This window comes from Lacticaseibacillus saniviri JCM 17471 = DSM 24301, from assembly GCF_001311785.1.
Classification (GTDB): Bacteria; Bacillota; Bacilli; order Lactobacillales; family Lactobacillaceae; genus Lacticaseibacillus; species Lacticaseibacillus saniviri.
Window position 1 is genome coordinate 258,714 of record NZ_BBBX01000001.1, and the last position, 15,954, is coordinate 274,667.

The window sequence follows — 15,954 nt, forward strand, 5'->3', positions numbered from 1 at the left end:
CAAGCAAATTAATAAAAATTTTGAAACAAGTCAAAGTTTACCGGCCTCGCGAAACGAATAATACTGATTCTCCCCGACAATCAGGTGATCAACCAGTTCAATGCCCATGATTTGGGCAGCTTGCACGAGTTGCGTCGTGACCTTCACATCCACCTCACTGGGCTTTTCTGAACCGCTGGGATGGTTGTGGGCAAGAATCAATCGCGGTGCTTTGAGCAGCAATGAATGCCGATAAATCAGTTTGGGATCAACAAGCGATGCCGTCATACTACCGATGGACAGTAGCTGACGCTGAATCACACGATTCTTCACATCCATGTAAAACCCAATCAGATATTCTTGTGGCACGCCCAAAAGTATTTGATCAAACCTTTCCCCAACGCTTCACTCGAGGTCACCGTTTCAACCCGCGTGTACTGCTGATGCAAAATTCGTTTTCCCAGTTCAATGGCGGCTAAAATATTGGTGGCTTTGTTCATTCCGATTCCGTCAAACAAAGCTAATTCTTCCACACTGAGTTGCTCCAGGCCATTCAGATTGGGGTACTGGCGCATCAGTGAATCGAGCATGAGCTGATACTTGGGCCCCACAAACACTTCAATCAATTGTCGATCAGTCAAGCTACCGGCCCCATGGGCAATCAGTTGTGCCTTAGCCGGCTGGTTTGTTTTCATCGATGCTTTTTCAAACATGTCGCCATGCCTCCCGTCTTTTGCCTCTAAATTACGCAAAAGACGAACTTGGCTTAAAGTCGCGGCTGAAGCCAAGGCCAAATGGCAGCTAAATGATCGAGTTGGACCGTCGCCAGCTGGGAGGGTGGCAAGAGATCAGCTAATTGAATGGTGGGTAATCCTGCCGCCACGGCCGCGGCAACGCCAATTGGACTGTCTTCCACGGCCACCACTTCGTCGGCATTCAACCCCGTTTTGGTCAGCAAGCGTTGATAAGCTTCAGGAGCAGGCTTAGGCAGGGAGATATCTTCAAACGTAATGACGACATCAAAATACGCTTGCCAATTGAGCTTGGCCAGCACGCGCTGCACGTAATCACGATGGTTACTCGAGACAATACTCAACCCCAAGCCCGCTTCTTGAAGTTGGTGCAAGAGCTCATCCGCACCGGCTAATTCAGGCGGGCCAACCGTTTCAACCCGATGTGTCACGTATTCTTGACTCAGGCGGACAAACCGTTGTTGATCTGCCGGCGCAAAGTGTGCTGTCAAAAAGCTAGCACGTCGGGTTCAGCCGCCCCGACCAGTGGCAAAAAACGCCTCTGGGGGAATTGTTTTACCCAGTTGTGCTGCCGCCCATGCGTTGGCCGTCAGATAGAGGCGTTCACTGTCGACCAGTGTGCCATCGAGATCGAATGCCACTCGTTTAATCATCGCTTCCTCCTAATAACGTCTGTCGTACGGCCGCCACCAGATAGAGTGAGCCGGTGACAATAATCGGTTGATCGGTATCGGCTTCTAACACCATGCTAACGCCTCTTGCCAGGAAGGCTGTGTGTTGCCCAGCGTGTCGTAGTCGGCCAGTGTCGCGCTGCGCGGTGTGTCTGGTACCGGTACTAGCGTGACTGTGCCAACCTGCTGTAACGCTGCAATCATCGGTGCCATGGCTTTATCCGCCAGCACGCCGGCAATAATCTGTGGGTTCGTGCCACTGAAACGTGTCTTGAGTGTCGTCACCAGATGTGCGATACCATCGGGATTGTGTGCCCCGTCGAGAATAATCAGCGGTTCGTCACTGATTTTTTCAAATCGACCTGGCCAACTGCTCTCTGCTAAGCCTTGGCGAATCTCCCGCGGCTTGATTGGCCACTTGGTGAGTTGTTGGTAGAGCAATGCTGCCGTGATTGCCAGCGAAGCATTGACGACCTGATAGTCCCCCACTAACGGGATGGCCAGGTCTTTGAGCTGACCGAGTTCACCCCGATAATTAAACATTTGTCCCCAAGCAATTGGCGCGAGCATCTGTGTCGCAAATTGCTGGTCGTACTGCCATACTGGGGCATCTAATTGTTGTGCCTGTGTGATGACAACGGTCTGTGCTTCATCCGGTAGCGGTCCCAAAACCACCGGCACACCTTGTTTGATGATTCCTGCCTTGTGGCCCGCGATTTCTGCCAAGGTATCGCCGAGCATTTTTTGATGGTCCAATGCGACTTCTGTGATAACGCTGACGAGTGGTGTCATCACGTTCGTTGAATCATCACGGCCACCGATACCGACTTCAAACACCGCCACATCGACATCGATATGGTCGAAGTACCAAAACGCCATCACGGTTTCAAAATCAAAGGCGGTCAGTTGATAGTCGGCATCTTCTGCCTGCAGCGTCTGAACAGCGGTGATCACCACATCAGCCGCTAAAACCAGTTCGTCATCGGCAATGGGCTGATTATCGACCATTAAGCGCTCATTGAACCGCATGATAAAAGGCGATGTGAAGAGACCCACACGCAATGCGCTGGCACTCAAAATATGACTCAGCATGCTGGCCGTTGAGCCCTTCCCGTTGGTGCCCGTGATATGAATATAGCGCCCCTTTTTGTGCGGATCGCCCAATTGGGCTAGTAAGCGTAAAACGCGTTCGTGGTCCGGCCGTTTCACCAGTCGGGGTAAGTGATTGATGTAATCGAGTGTTTCTTGATATGTGCGCATAAAAATCCCTCGTTGTCTGTTTGATAGTCTAAGCATACAAGGAATTCACGCACTTGCCAAACGGATTAGTGATGCCGCCAGCGGGCCGTAAAAAGTAATGTCTGGACCTCACTGGTGAGATCCACATAGCGAATCGTGGTGGTCGGTTTGACGTTCACTATCTGGGGAGCAAATGACAGAATCGTATCGACACCCATCGCCTCGAGTTGCTTAACAACGGCCTCGGTAGCCGCGCTCGGCACCGCAATAATGGCACTGTGAACACCCTCAGGTAGCGTTGGCATGGGCTGAAACGCGCGCACCTTCACCCGGTTAATGCTTCTGCCAATGACTTTGGGATCAACATCGAATGCGGCCACGATCTGTAAATTGGGATTGCGCCGAAACCCATTTTCGAGTAACGCCTGACCCAGTGGCCCCACACCAACAAGAATCAGCTTGTCCTCTTGCTCAACACCTAATAATCGGCCAAAAAATTCACCATATCGTTGACCGCATAGCCATAACCACTCTTGCCTAACTCGCCGAACAACGAAAAGTCATGTCGAATTGTGGCGGCTGGAATTTGCGTCAATTTGCCTAATTCCTGTGAGTTCACACGCTCTGTTCGTAACAATTGAAGCTGCTTAAACGTGCGATAGTACTGTGGCAACCGCGCAATCGTCGCTTTGGATAGATGCTGATAATCGGACACTGTAATCCCTCCTAATTGATAACGTTTTCACAATTTATTTAGCATGGTTGCGGGTCAAAAGCACCAATCTGCTGTTTAAAAAACGACACACAAAAAGGAACTGTCCCGCCAAACCCATCCGGGCGGCCGACAGTTCCTGTTTTATGACACGTCGCTTTTTGCTTACTTAGCGGCCTTCAGCTGCGCAATGCGATCAGTTGTTGCCGATAACTTAGCTTCATAGTCCGCTTTCTTTTCGCGTTGTTCAGCTACAACAGCTTCAGGTGCCTTGGCCATAAAGCCTTGGTTGCCTAATTTCTTATCGATGCGGCTGATTTCTTGCTCGAGCTTACCAGCTTCCTTGGTCAGCTTGGCGATTTCGGCATCCAAGTCGATCAATTCTGCCAACGGTACATAGACGGTTGCACCAGAAATCACGGCACTCGCTGCCATGTCAGGTTCGTTCACTGAAGTCCCCATATCAAAGGACTTGGCGTGGACGAAACGATCAACGAAATCAAAGTTTTCTTTGAAGATTGGGGCCAAACTTTCATCTTGCAGCTTAACCACAATATCAATTGGACTTGAAAGCGGTGCGTTGACATCAGCACGGATGTTCCGAACGGCACGAATCAAGCTAATGATTGATTCCATTTCGCTCACCGCAGCGTCATCCACATATTCGGGATGCACTTCAGGATAAGCGGCCGTCACCAGTGAGTCCCCGGTGTGTGGCATGGCTTGCCAGAGCTTCTCGGTAACAAATGGCATGATTGGGTGCATCAGGCGCAGGATTTGATCCAAACCGTATGCGAGGTTGATGCGCTTGTTTGCCTTGGCAACTTCGTCATCACCTGTAAGCACTTCTTTACTCATTTCGATGTACCAGTCAGCAAATTCATTCCAGATGAAGTTGTAGAGTGCACGACCGGCTTCACCGAATTCAAACTTATCAAACAAGGCAGTCACGGTTTCAACCGTTGCATTCAACCGCGCAAACATCCAGCGATCGGACAGGTCGAACGTGCTTTGATCTGGTGTTTGGTCCGGCTTGGTATCACCCAAGTTCATCATGACAAACCGACTCATGTTCCAGATTTTATTGATAAAGTTCCATGCGGCATCCATTTGGGTGTAGCTGAAACGGGTATCTTGACCAGGCGTTGAACCGGTCGCTAAGAACCAACGCAACGCATCGGCGCCGTACTTGTCGATGACTTCCATTGGGTCAATCCCGTTGCCCAAGGACTTACTCATCTTGCGACCCTGTTCATCACGAATCAGACCGTGAATCAAGGTGTGTTCAAATGGGCGTTGGTTGGTAAACTTCAAACCTTGGAAAATCATCCGGGAAACCCAGAATGGAATGATATCGTAACCCGTTACCAGGGTATTGGTTGGGTAGTAGCGCTTGTAATCAGGCGCATCGGTATCAGGCCAGCCCATGGTTGAAAATGGCCACAGAGCACTTGAGAACCAGGTATCCAAGACGTCGGTGTCCTGTTCCCAATTTTCGGCATCTTCTGGTGCATCGACACCAACATAGAGTTCACCCGTCTGCTTGTTGTACCAAGCAGGAATCTGATGTCCCCACCATAATTGACGTGAAATCACCCAGTCATGAATGTTCTCCATCCACTGCAAGAAGGTGTGTTCAAAGCGTTCAGGCACAAAGTTAACCTTGTCGTCACCCTGTTGGTTCTTGATGGCAGCTTCTGCCAATGGCTTCATCTTCACAAACCATTGCGTTGATAAGCGTGGTTCAACCTGAACACCTGTCCGTTCAGAGTGCCCCACACTGTGCACCATTGGTTCCACCTTGATCAGTACACCGGCTTCGTCCAATGCCTTCACAATCGCCTTACGCGCTTCAAACCGATCCATGCCATTGAATTCGCCCGCGTTTCATTCATGGTCCCATCGTCGTTCATCACGTTAATCCGTGGCAAATCGTGACGGTTACCCACTTCAAAGTCGTTAGGGTCATGCGCTGGTGTAATCTTAACGGCACCGGTCCCAAATTCGCGATCAACATAGAAATCACTGATGACGGGAATCTCGCGGTCGGTCAGTGGTAATTTGACCGTCTTGCCGATAATATCTTGATAACGTTCGTCATCAGGATGCACCGCAATCGCGGTATCCCCAAACATTGTTTCAGGACGTGTTGTGGCAATTTCGATGAAGCCACTGCCATCCGTGAATGGATACTTCACGTGATAGAAGGCCCCTTCGTCATCTTGGTGCAACACTTCGATATCGGATAAGGCAGTCCGCGCTTGTGGATCCCAGTTGACGATGTATTCGCCACGGTAGATTAACCCTTCGTTGTACAGATCAACAAAAACCTTCTTAACCGCCTGGCTCAAGCCATCATCCAATGTGAAGCGTTCACGGCTGTAATCCAGTGACAGACCCATCTTGGCCCATTGTGCGTGGATAATGGCCGCGTATTCGTCTTTCCAGTCCCAGACCTGTTGCACGAACTTGTCACGACCCAGATCATAACGTGAAATACCTTGTTCACGCAGCTTAGCTTCAACCTTAGCCTGTGTGGCAATACCCGCATGGTCCATCCCAGGCAGATACAGGGTATCGAAACCTTGCATCCGCTTTTGCCGAATCAACATATCCTGTAATGTCGTATCCCACGCGTGACCCAAGTGCAACTTACCTGTGACATTGGGTGGTGGAATCACGATTGAATAAGGTTTGGCTTTCTTATCGCCACTTGGCTTAAAGACGCCGGCATCGAGCCATTTTTGATACTGACCGGCTTCAACTTCGGTCGGATTATACTTTGGTTCTAATTCCATCTCTTTCACCTCATTTGAGTTTTTGCGGACAAAAACTCGCCCTAAATAAATTAGGACGAGTTGACTCGCGGTACCACCTAAATTGGGATTACTCCCCACTTAGCGCCGTTAACGATGGCTAACCGGCCGCTTCTACTGAATTCAAAGTGGCACTCACAAGCTACAGTAATCAATTCGGTCGAGGCTCGCACCAGCCGCCCCGTCGCTGAAAACACCCTTGATTACCCTCTTGGTCTACGCATTAAGGGTAGTATAAACTAGTTCAACCCCGCGAGCAAGCCTGTTTCGCTGAAATTAACGCTTACAGTAATTCCGCAATCAGATCACGATCTTGAGACAAGAAATGATCGGAAGACTTGATTTCTGTCACCTTAATACCTTCAAGGGCCCGGTTCATCAAGCCTTCAACATCAATCTTGGTCTCGTAATAGCGTGTCTTATCCAAGTTAGGCTTGGTCTTAGGTGCTGGTGGTGCAAAATCGTACAGCAATCTTCAAATGGCATGATCGATAAGTCATAGGTATCGATATCTTCTGCCACTTTGATGATTTCATTCTTGTCCATTGTCGCAACGGGCCGCACGATTGGCATGGTCGTCACGTCATTGATGGCAACCATACTCTCCAGGGTTTGAGAGGCCACTTGACCGACCGCTTCACCGTTAAAGATGGCTAATGCACCACGATTTTCAGCAATCGCTGTTGCCAGGCGCAACATCATCCGCCGTTGCACCGTCATCAGGTAACCTTCTGGCACCTTGGCCTTCACTTCTTCTTGTGTTTCTGTGAATGGCACCTGAATGAACTTGATGCTACCAACGTATGGTGCGAGCTTAGCGGTCAAATCCTTGGCCTTCGCCAGCGCACTATCACTCGTGTATGGTGGACTGAAGAAGTGCACCATTTCGATTTCAACCCCACGCTTTAAGGCGTAGTAGCCCGCAACAGGCGAATCAATCCCACCAGAAAGCATCAACACGGCCTTACCTGCTGTCCCAACAGGCAACCCACCGGCACCTTGAACGGTCGTTGTGGATAAGTAGATCGCTTCACGCCGCACTTCAACCCGCAGAATAAAATCAGGTTGGCGCATTTGAACGACCAAATCAGGCCGGGCGCAGACAGGAAATCTCCCATGTCCAAGTTCATCTGGTTAGTATCCAGTTCAAAACTGTGATCAGAACGCCGAGTGTTCACCTTGTAGGAGCTACCTTCTGGCACCGTCGCATTCATCAATTCGAGTGCTTTTTCATGGACCAAATCCATGTCTTTAGGCACCGCAACACTCGGTGAGAAGTTTTGAATCCCAAACACTTGAGATAGACGATGCATGACAGCATCGGAATCTTCGCCGTTTAATTCAATATGCATCCGATCGCGCTTAGGCCGGATGGTTAAATTTGGAAATTCGTGCAGGGCTTTAGCCACGTTACCGTTGAGGCGGCTAATGAAGCTTTGACGATTCTTACCCTTGGTGGATAGTTCGCCGTAACGCACCATAATTTCTGAATATTGCACAATATCAACCTTTCTTATTGAGCCGCAGGGGTTGCGGTGAGTTTCTGGAAGTCAGCGTATACCTGATCAAAAGCAGCATTAAATGCATCCGCTTCTTCTAGGGTATTGGCTTCGTCGAGGCTGACCCGAATGGCGCTGGTCGCCACATTGGTCTTGATGTGCATGGCAGCTAAGGTACTGCTTTCAGTCCCCTTTTTACTGCTGCAAGCACTGGTGGTTGAAATATAGATTTCGTGTTGTTCAAACGCATGAACAGTGGTTTCGCCGCGCACCCCTTCAACTGCAAAACACAAAATGTGTGGTGCAAAATCCGGTGTGAGCTGGCTGAACATAGTCACGTTTGGCATCTGACTCACGTGATTGTAAATCCGTTCCCGTACCGCTTGTTGTTGCGCCACGTGGGCCTGCTCATCCGTCAGCAATAACCGCAACGCTTTTGCCATCGCCGCGATTGCCGGTGTATTTTCGGTCCCACTGCGCCAATCGTTTTCTTGACCGCCACCGGTCATCAGTGGATCGATCAAGCGACCGCGCTTGGCGTAGATAAAGCCGGTACCACGTGGGGCATGGAATTTGTGCCCAGAGAAGGTAATGAAGTCCACGCGCGGATGGCGCAATGCATCCATGATACCCTTACCGATGGCTTGGACGGCATCCACGTGAAAATGAATCGTTGGGTAGTCTTCGAGCAAGTCCCCAATCGCTTCAATCGGTTGCATGCTTCCGACTTCATTGTTCACGGCCATGACGGACACCAGAATGGTATCCGGACGAATCGCGGCCTTCAGATCATCGACATTGACGAAGCCACGGTGATCAACGGGCAAATAAGTGACGTCAAAACCTAATTTTTCGAGTTGTTTCATCGATTGATGACAGCAGGGTGTTCAATTGAGGTGGTAATCAAGTGTTTGCCGAATGGCTTTTTGGCCATGGCTGTACCCTTGATGACCCAGTTATCCCCTTCTGTCCCGCCGCTAGTAAAATAAATCTCGTCGCTCTCTGCGCGAATCAATTGTGCGATCTGTTGGCGCGCCGTCTGCAACATCTGATTGGCGTGATCACCTAAGGCATGCAGACTTGAAGGATTGCCGAAGAAGTCCTCACTCACCTTACGATAGGTATCTAACACCTCTGGTCGCGCTTTGGTTGTTGCACTGTTATCAAAATAAATCATGGGACCATCCCTTCTGGAAACTTCTGACGAATATTATAACAAACCACATTCAGACTTCAAGCACAAAATAAATCGCCAGAACAGTTGATGACAACCGCTGGCGATTCATTTTGCTCAATTTAAAATAACGCATTTTGTTTCTGACTCAAGTAAGCCGTTTCAACTTTTTGATAGCTACCCGGTTCAACCTGTTCCAATGCGGTCGCTAATTCATCAGCGGCGGCTTGATAATGGAACTGACCATACTGCTTTTGCGCACTAGTGAGCGCACTGGCCACTTCTGGTCGCGATAATTTATAGCGATTGGCATACTGCATCAAGCTCTCGGTTAACCCAGCCGCATCGATCACCGCTTGCGTCTTGGTCGTCAATTCATCCAAATCGGTTTGAATCTGAATCAACTGACGGTTGATGGCATCCATATCGATCTTAACCTGTGATAAGTCGGTCCCCAGGTCATTGACCTCACGGGCCACCATCTGGTAATAGTCCTGATAGGCATCATCCAAACCGGGCAATTCATGTGCTTCCAGCTGCCGGCGTAAGTCGCGGATGACCTGTTCAAAGGCCTGTTGTTGATGATTGGCTTCAATCTCGCCATCCTTCAATCCGGCAACAGCCGTATTGATATCAACCTGTTGCTTCTCAATCGCTGTGAGGTCGCCCTGCCATTGCTCAAACTTGGCGAGCACTTCTGAGTAGATCACATCTTGTGCCGCTAATCGATCAGCCAACTGATGGTATTCGGTATCGATCTCGCTGAGTTGTTTTTCAAGTGCTTGGCCCGATTTCATTTCATCGTGCGATAAGGTGTAACTTTGATTGAGGTGATCGAGTTCACGCAACAAACGTTGATTTTGAGTCAGCGCATGCGCTAAGAACTGGCGCAGATCATCTTGACGCTCTAGCACCTTAGGCTTTGCTTCCATCTCGGTCTCAAGCGTGGCATAGATCTGATCAATCATTTCGGCAGTCTCTTCATTGGTCGCCTTCATCGCTGGTAAATCAGCGGCCACCAATTGTTGATGCGCATTCTCCAGATTGGTTTGAATCATATCAACGCGTTCTGGAATGGCTGGTGCTGGGAACTGGTACTGCTGTTGTTGTAATTGCTCAAAGCCGCGGTTAATCTCATCGATTTGACCTGGGAATTCATTGAGCAATTCATTGACTAATGGGGGTAAGTATTCGACTGAAGCAGAAAGCTGATCCACCGCATCTTTGGTTTCAGCGAGGGCCTGCTTAGCGGCTTTATAATCGCCCGCTTCATTTTGTTCCTCAATCAGCCCAATGCGTTCATTAATCGTCTGTGCCTGCTCTTCTAACGCGGGTAAGCCATCGCCATAGCGAAAGCCCTTCGCGAGTATCTGTTTGCGATCTTCTTGGAACTGCGTGATGACTTCCGCGAGTTGATTACGATTACTGGTTTCGGTACCCAGAATCTGTTCGAAGCGGGTCTGAATATCCTCAAGCTTAGGTGTCAAGGTCGTCAGTTCATCTGCGCTATCGGCAAGGTTCTGTTTAACGGTCCCGAAACGAAAACGCTGCAGTGCTTCTGAGGCATCTGCTAGCTGTGTTTTAATGGTTTGATAGTTGGTTTCCATCAACTGCTGATACGTGCGCTGCCACTTGGTAAAGTCCTTCAAACTGGTACCGCTGAGATTCAGCACACCAATCTGCTTAATTTGCTCATCAATCGTTGTGGTAACAAGCGCTTGATATTGACTTATCTGTGCGGTTAATTGGTTTTTGAGATACATCCGGTATCCCAATACACCACCCGCGATGACCAGGATGACGACAAGGCCAACAATCCATCCAATCATTCTATTCAACTCCCATTTACCAGTCATTCATAGTGAATCATTGATTTTTCACGTCAAATCGGCTACACTGCCGGTATTATTCTTTCTCGTCTAGTATCTCAAAAAGCTAGTCAACTTGAAAGGCTTTTTCACAAGGAATCGCTTTTTTACACATCTCATCATGGAGGAAACGCTTATGGCACACTTAGACTCACTCGTTGTCGATCAGCTCAGCGCCCTATTGACCGATGAAAGTAATCCGATTACCAACCTCAGTAACGCCGCTGCCTTGCTGAATGACAGCTTAGATCGCATCAATTGGGCTGGTTTTTACCTATATAATCAAAACACCCAAGAACTCGACTTAGGTCCATTCCAAGGTAAGGTTGCCTGCATGCACATCACCCCTGGCAGTGGTGTGGTGGGCACAAGCTATCAGCGCAACGAGAGTATTATTGTGGCTGATGTCCATCAATTCGCTGGCCACATTGCCTGTGATGCCGCAAGTAACGCCGAAATTGTCACCCCGATTGTAATCGATAATCAGGTCGTCGGCATTATCGATATCGACTCACCTGATTTCAACCGATTCGATGCCACAGACCAGACTGTTTTGACTGCTTTTGCAGAAGAACTCGCGCAACACCTTGACGTTGCCCATCTCGCTGCGATATACTAGTCAGCGTGTAAAATAATGCAGCAGTGAACGGCATGGTCGGCTCCAGTCAAACCCCACTTTGGGATAAGTAGTAACCGCGGCTGCAAAGGTGAACCTTCTAGTTTGACTGTACGAGTGCTAAGCTCACAATTTCGTTATTTTACTCCAATACAAATATTTGGAGGAACTTCAATATGTCACGTTATACTGGCCCACGCTGGAAGCAATCCCGGCGCTTAGGTTTATCACTTTCTGGTACTGGTAAGGAACTTGCACGTCGCCCATATGCACCTGGTGACCATGGTCCTAACAGTCGTCGGAAGGTTACTGAATACGGTACACAATTACGCGAAAAGCAAAAGCTTCGTTGGATGTACGGCATGACCGAACGCCAATTCCAAAACCTTTTCTTACGCGCTGGTAAGGTTAAGGAAGGAACTCATGGTGAAAACTTCATGATTCTTCTTGAAACTCGTCTGGACAACATGGTTTACCGTTTAGGTTTAGCAAGCTCACGTCCACAAGCTCGCCAATTAGTTAACCATGGTCACATCCTGGTTGATGGCAAGCGCGTTGACATTCCTTCATACGAAGTGTCTGTTGGCCAAGTGATTAGCTTACGCGAACGTTCACAAAACTTAGTTGTTGTTAATGCTGCTATCGAAGGCACTGTTTCACGCCCTGCATACGTCACATTCGATGACACTAAGAAGGAAGGTTCATTAGTTCGTTTACCTCAACGTGAAGAACTCGAACCAGAAGTTGACGAAGCCTTAGTTGTTGAATACTACAACCAAAAGCTGTAATCTCTTCACCTATCTCGTTACTCACGAGATCAAAAACACCCTCACCTTTTTGGCGGGGGTGTTTTTTGTCGTTATTTTGCCTTCTCACAACAGCGATTCACTCAGTAAAAAAGCCTTTGCTAAAATAAAAAATTTGGAATATAGTGAATCTGAAGTCATGGATGAAATCGTTATCATCACTGACATATAAGGAGGCCACCACATACCAAAATCGCATGATGCCAACAAATTTCTTACCGTTTTCTCTTCTGGACGGGATTGACAACCTGGCTGACACTCGCATTTTTTAAGGACTTCATCAATCAATTCATTACACTAATTCTGGACTTGTTTCATTAATCAAAAAACCGCCATCGATTCGATAGCGGTTTTTTGTTAGCCAGAAATTGCTGTTCTCAAATCATTCATTGACTGACTTGAGGCTCTGTCGCAGGTAGTCACGCCCAATGAGGCCGAGCAATGACACAAATAATGGCATAAGGCCAATAACAAAGCCCATGACAATCAGTCCCGGCGCGTCTTGAAGATCACCAGTAGCAAAATAAATGGCATGATGCCAACCATATACAGGCCTGTCACAATCAGCATGCTCCACTCAATCTGCCCTAGGCGTTGTATTCCTTGAATGGAAGCAAGATTAAATTGATTGATCAAATCGAGCAAGCGGAAAAATTGATACGCCGCCACCATCAAGACCAACACGGCACCATACAGTCCCACCAAAAAGTAATGTTGGTCACGCCATAGAGCGGCGAGATGGACCTTGCGGCCGCTTCGGCGATCAACGCTGAATTTCGCACAACACCAGGAAACAGCATGACGCTGAACAAAAGTATAATGCCGCTCATTAAAATTACTAATCCTTTAATCACCGCAATTGCACGTTTCATCATCCCAACCCACTTTCTTTAATTGTCATTAGCATAGCGCAGCCCCTATATCAGGTACAACGCCAGCGTGTAAAGCACAGACAATCTTATGCTTTTGGCCATTAAAACAACCACCCTTCACTTACAAATTACACACAGTTAATGTGCAAGTGAAGGGTGGTTCTTATTGATCTCAACATCATTCCTGCTGGTCATCCGCTTGATGTTCGACCTTATAAATCTTGACTGTATCCCCTGTGACACGAACGGTGATATCAAAATCAGGATCATTTTCGATTTGTCCGAATTTGTACTCGGTCGACTCGGCATCATAATCAATTTTTTCGAGTCGTGTTTTCATAATGGTGTGGAGTGCATCGGCATTCTTATAGCGCTGAGTAATGATTTCGCCGGCTTTAGCCAGCGTGTAACCATCGTCCATCATCATCTTAATCATGCTGATAATGGCAATATTTTTAAGCGTGTAGCGCTTGTTCCCACCCGATTCATGGCGAAGCGCTTCAATTAAGCCCTTCTTTTCCCAATAGCGAATTTGGGTGGCGGTTGCGCCGGTCACTCGACTGGTCTCACCAATGCCCAGCGAGATATCAAGTGACTTAATTCTGTGAGCCAAGTTGTCCAAAATGCAAACCTCCTTCTTGACTTTTCAAAGTATAGTTGTAATATATTCTAATGTCAATGTTATGTAATATGATAAGGACGTTGCTTTATATTCTAATAAGTAGGTGAACAGAATGCAAGTTAAGGACGTAAAAGGCAACTCAGTCAATGTCCCAATGATGGTCATCACCCTGATTACCGGGGTGTTCATCACGGTATTAAACCAGACAATTCTGGCGACTGCGTTTCCAACGTTAATGAAGGCCTTTGATATTTCAACGGCTACCGTTCAGTGGTTAACTACCGGGTTCCTGATGGTGAACGGGATTATGATTCCTGTTTCAGCCTATCTGAGTACCAAGTTTCCCACAAAATGGTTATATATTACGGCAATGAGCACATTCCTGTTAGGGACTGTCATCGCGTTTGTTGCTAATAGTTTTGAAATGTTACTGATTGGTCGACTGGTGCAGGCTTTAGGGGTTGGTGTTACCATGCCTCTGCTGCAAAACATCATGTTGACCATCTTCCCACCCGCACAACGCGGCCGAGCCATGGGCTTGTCCGGGATTGCGATTGGGGTGGCACCAGCGATTGGCCCGACACTGTCTGGTTGGGTTATCGATAATTCGGGTTGGCGGACACTCTTTGGCATGATTATTCCAATCGCTGTCTTAGTGATTATCATGTCTTTCTTCTTCATGAAGAGCGTGTTGCCTAACACCAATCCAAAAATTGATATTATTTCATTAATCGAATCCACCCTTGGATTTGGTTCATTATTATATGGGTTATCCGAAGTCGGTAATAAGGGCTGGGGCGATCCCATTGTCTTAATCGCGATTGCCTTAGGGATTGTCGTTATCGCCCTGTTTGGTTATCGCCAACTGCACTTGGAAACACCATTCCTTGAAGTGCGTGTGTTCAAGAATGGGACTTTCACCCTATCCACTATTTTGGGTTCCATCGCCAATATGGCCATGGTCGGAGCCGAAATGGTGATTCCAATGTACCTGCAGATTATCCACGGTAAGAGTGCCCTGGAATCTGGTTTAACCTTGCTTCCCGGGGCTTTGATGATGGGCTTGATGAGTCCAATCACTGGGACGATGTTTGACCGCATTGGTGCCAAGCGCTTGGCACAGCTCGGATTGTTCTTCTTAACTGTTGCCACAATTCCTTACGCCTTTGTGACAGCTTCTACCCCTTCCATCTACATTACCGTCTTGTACGCTGTTCGGATGTTTGGGGTCTCAATGGTGATGATGCCTGTCACAACCAACGGGATGAACGCCTTGAGTACCGATATGATTCGTCACGGTACTGCTGTCAATAACACGGTTCGTCAGGTTGCAACGTCTATGACCACCGCGATTTTGGTTTCCGTTTTGACGAACGTGACTAACCAAACCAAGCCTGCTTCAAGTTTATTGAAGAGCGATCCACTGGCATACAAGAACAGCTTCTTTAACGCCACATTGAATGGCTACCACGCTGCCTTTTGGTTTGCCGTTGGCTTTAGTCTTCTTGGCTGGTTACTGACCTTCTTCCTCAGAAGCAACAAGAAGAGCCAAGTCAAAATTGATATTGAAGGAGGTAAGAAAGCATGATCTTAATTATTTTAGGGATTGCTGTCATTGCCTTATATCTGAGTTTCATTATGATGAAATCCTCCGTTGTTCGGTCCATCTTGGTCACCATCTTCGGGGCCATCACCATCGTCAGTTTGTTGTTAATCAATATGAATGATGTGCAACATTATGGCATGAAGAAAGAAACTGTCGAAACAACAAAACCATCTACTCTGCCTCACCAAATGCACAACTGCCAATGCTGCTCAAGCAAGATGTTGGGACAAGCGGTAAGCACAATGTGTACATCTACAAGTTATCTGCTAAAGGCAAGGCGACGCATACGAAGGCTGATTACGATATTCATAATCGTGTTCAAACCGGCGCTGCTAAAGCAACAATTACTGAAAAGAAGACACGCTACACCTACAAGAGCGACTTCTATCAAACTTATTCATGAATCAAAATCAGCACGAATTGGTTAAGCAAACCAATACTATCAAGGTCCCAAGCAATTGGGCCGTGCTGACAACAACACAAGCAAAAGCCCTTGGCAAGCAACTCGCTAGCATGAAGAACCCTGATGCAGCAACTAAGGCAAAGATGGCTGCAGCTATTCAGGCGCAAGTCACCGCTCAAATCAAAGCTAATCCTGCATTAGCTTCAAAGAGTCAAGAACTGGCAAAGGCCGCACAAGCAAAACTGCAGGCCCAAGTTATTCAAGACGCCATCAAGCAAGTGAAAGCTACAGTTAAATAGCTTTTGACTGCTGACAAAAA

Annotated in this window: 12 protein-coding genes, 6 pseudogenes and 1 other annotated feature; of the genes and pseudogenes, 5 read left to right on the top strand and 13 right to left on the bottom strand. The window is 47.9% G+C overall.

The features are described from left to right. Positions 1–30: 30 nt before the first annotated feature. The 10 genes and pseudogenes from JCM17471_RS01250 to JCM17471_RS01290 all read right to left on the bottom strand — a co-directional run bounded on the left by JCM17471_RS01250 (position 31) and on the right by JCM17471_RS01290 (position 10,671). Positions 31–348: a JAB domain-containing protein gene (locus JCM17471_RS01250; protein WP_054776519.1), complete on the bottom strand. Its 318-nt coding sequence runs from the start codon at positions 346–348 to the stop codon at positions 31–33. Then, positions 330–692, bottom strand: coding sequence for a Mov34/MPN/PAD-1 family protein (locus JCM17471_RS01255; RefSeq protein ID WP_054776520.1), 363 nt, complete (start codon positions 690–692; stop codon positions 330–332). Before JCM17471_RS01255 ends, JCM17471_RS01250 begins: the two co-directional genes overlap by 19 nt. 53 nt (positions 693–745) lie before the next feature. After that, positions 746–1,222 carry an HAD-IA family hydrolase gene (locus JCM17471_RS01260; RefSeq protein ID WP_054776521.1) on the bottom strand — a complete coding sequence of 159 codons (477 nt, stop codon included), beginning with the start codon at positions 1,220–1,222 and terminating at the stop codon, positions 746–748. A gap of 18 nt (positions 1,223–1,240) precedes the next feature. Next, positions 1,241–1,384, bottom strand: coding sequence for an HAD family hydrolase (locus JCM17471_RS13775; protein ID WP_156321540.1), 144 nt, complete (start codon positions 1,382–1,384; stop codon positions 1,241–1,243). Further along, positions 1,377–2,662 (bottom strand): annotated as a pseudogene (locus tag JCM17471_RS01265) (bifunctional folylpolyglutamate synthase/dihydrofolate synthase). The gene JCM17471_RS13775 and the pseudogene JCM17471_RS01265 overlap by 8 nt, the downstream one beginning before the upstream one ends. A gap of 65 nt (positions 2,663–2,727) precedes the next feature. Beyond that, positions 2,728–3,362: pseudogene (locus tag JCM17471_RS16320) on the bottom strand (redox-sensing transcriptional repressor Rex). 156 nt (positions 3,363–3,518) lie between these two features. Beyond that, a pseudogene (locus JCM17471_RS01275) lies at positions 3,519–6,151 on the bottom strand (valine--tRNA ligase). Positions 6,152–6,199: 48 nt separating this feature from the next. Next, positions 6,200–6,397 (bottom strand) — a binding site (T-box leader). Between the two features lie 55 nt (positions 6,398–6,452). Beyond that, a pseudogene (gene thiI / locus JCM17471_RS01280) lies at positions 6,453–7,668 on the bottom strand (tRNA uracil 4-sulfurtransferase ThiI). A 14-nt stretch (positions 7,669–7,682) separates the two neighbouring features. After that, a pseudogene (locus JCM17471_RS01285) lies at positions 7,683–8,845 on the bottom strand (cysteine desulfurase family protein). 119 nt (positions 8,846–8,964) lie between these two features. Next, a complete protein-coding gene (locus JCM17471_RS01290; RefSeq protein WP_054776522.1) occupies positions 8,965–10,671 on the bottom strand; it encodes a septation ring formation regulator EzrA in 1,707 nt (568 codons plus the stop codon). A gap of 175 nt (positions 10,672–10,846) precedes the next feature. Between JCM17471_RS01290 and JCM17471_RS01295 the strand changes: the two genes are divergently transcribed. Next, a complete protein-coding gene (locus JCM17471_RS01295) occupies positions 10,847–11,329 on the top strand; it encodes a free L-methionine (R)-S-oxide reductase MsrC (protein ID WP_054776523.1) in 483 nt (160 codons plus the stop codon). A gap of 173 nt (positions 11,330–11,502) precedes the next feature. Next, a complete protein-coding gene (rpsD, locus tag JCM17471_RS01300; protein WP_054776524.1) occupies positions 11,503–12,114 on the top strand; it encodes a 30S ribosomal protein S4 in 612 nt (203 codons plus the stop codon). Between the two features lie 504 nt (positions 12,115–12,618). On the opposite strand, the gene JCM17471_RS14375 is transcribed toward rpsD, so the two are convergent. The 3 genes from JCM17471_RS14375 to JCM17471_RS01320 all read right to left on the bottom strand — a co-directional run bounded on the left by JCM17471_RS14375 (position 12,619) and on the right by JCM17471_RS01320 (position 13,626). Beyond that, positions 12,619–12,816, bottom strand: coding sequence for a hypothetical protein (locus tag JCM17471_RS14375; protein WP_054776526.1), 198 nt, complete (start codon positions 12,814–12,816; stop codon positions 12,619–12,621). Beyond that, positions 12,804–13,007: a hypothetical protein gene (locus JCM17471_RS14380; protein WP_054776527.1), complete on the bottom strand. Its 204-nt coding sequence runs from the start codon at positions 13,005–13,007 to the stop codon at positions 12,804–12,806. The genes JCM17471_RS14375 and JCM17471_RS14380 overlap by 13 nt, the downstream gene beginning before the upstream one ends. 175 nt (positions 13,008–13,182) lie before the next feature. After that, positions 13,183–13,626: a MerR family transcriptional regulator gene (locus JCM17471_RS01320; RefSeq protein ID WP_054776528.1), complete on the bottom strand. Its 444-nt coding sequence runs from the start codon at positions 13,624–13,626 to the stop codon at positions 13,183–13,185. A 112-nt stretch (positions 13,627–13,738) separates the two neighbouring features. On the opposite strand from JCM17471_RS01320, the gene JCM17471_RS01325 reads away from it, so the two are divergent. The 3 genes and pseudogenes from JCM17471_RS01325 to JCM17471_RS15740 all read left to right on the top strand — a co-directional run bounded on the left by JCM17471_RS01325 (position 13,739) and on the right by JCM17471_RS15740 (position 15,934). Next, entirely contained in the window at positions 13,739–15,214 is a 1,476-nt protein-coding gene (locus JCM17471_RS01325) for an MDR family MFS transporter (protein ID WP_054776529.1), read from the top strand. A 53-nt stretch (positions 15,215–15,267) separates the two neighbouring features. Beyond that, positions 15,268–15,635: pseudogene (locus tag JCM17471_RS15735) on the top strand (DUF4811 domain-containing protein). Next, positions 15,632–15,934: a DUF4811 domain-containing protein gene (locus JCM17471_RS15740; protein ID WP_263849356.1), complete on the top strand. Its 303-nt coding sequence runs from the start codon at positions 15,632–15,634 to the stop codon at positions 15,932–15,934. Before JCM17471_RS15735 ends, JCM17471_RS15740 begins: the two are co-directional and overlap by 4 nt. The last annotated feature ends 20 nt before the right edge of the window (positions 15,935–15,954 follow it).

Bases quoted from the DNA above. Each gene is read 5' to 3' on its own strand.
- JCM17471_RS01255 (WP_054776520.1), bottom strand. From the start codon at position 692: ATGTTTGAAAAAGCATCGATGAAAACAAACCAGCCGGCTAAGGCACAA.
- JCM17471_RS01325 (WP_054776529.1), top strand. From the start codon at position 13,739: ATGCAAGTTAAGGACGTAAAAGGCAACTCAGTCAATGTCCCAATGATG.
- JCM17471_RS13775 (WP_156321540.1), bottom strand. From the start codon at position 1,384: ATGATTAAACGAGTGGCATTCGATCTCGATGGCACACTGGTCGACAGT.
- JCM17471_RS01295 (WP_054776523.1), top strand. From the start codon at position 10,847: ATGGCACACTTAGACTCACTCGTTGTCGATCAGCTCAGCGCCCTATTG.
- rpsD (WP_054776524.1), top strand. From the start codon at position 11,503: ATGTCACGTTATACTGGCCCACGCTGGAAGCAATCCCGGCGCTTAGGT.
- JCM17471_RS01290 (WP_054776522.1), bottom strand. From the start codon at position 10,671: ATGATTGGATGGATTGTTGGCCTTGTCGTCATCCTGGTCATCGCGGGT.
- JCM17471_RS14380 (WP_054776527.1), bottom strand. From the start codon at position 13,007: ATGATGAAACGTGCAATTGCGGTGATTAAAGGATTAGTAATTTTAATG.
- JCM17471_RS15740 (WP_263849356.1), top strand. From the start codon at position 15,632: ATGAATCAAAATCAGCACGAATTGGTTAAGCAAACCAATACTATCAAG.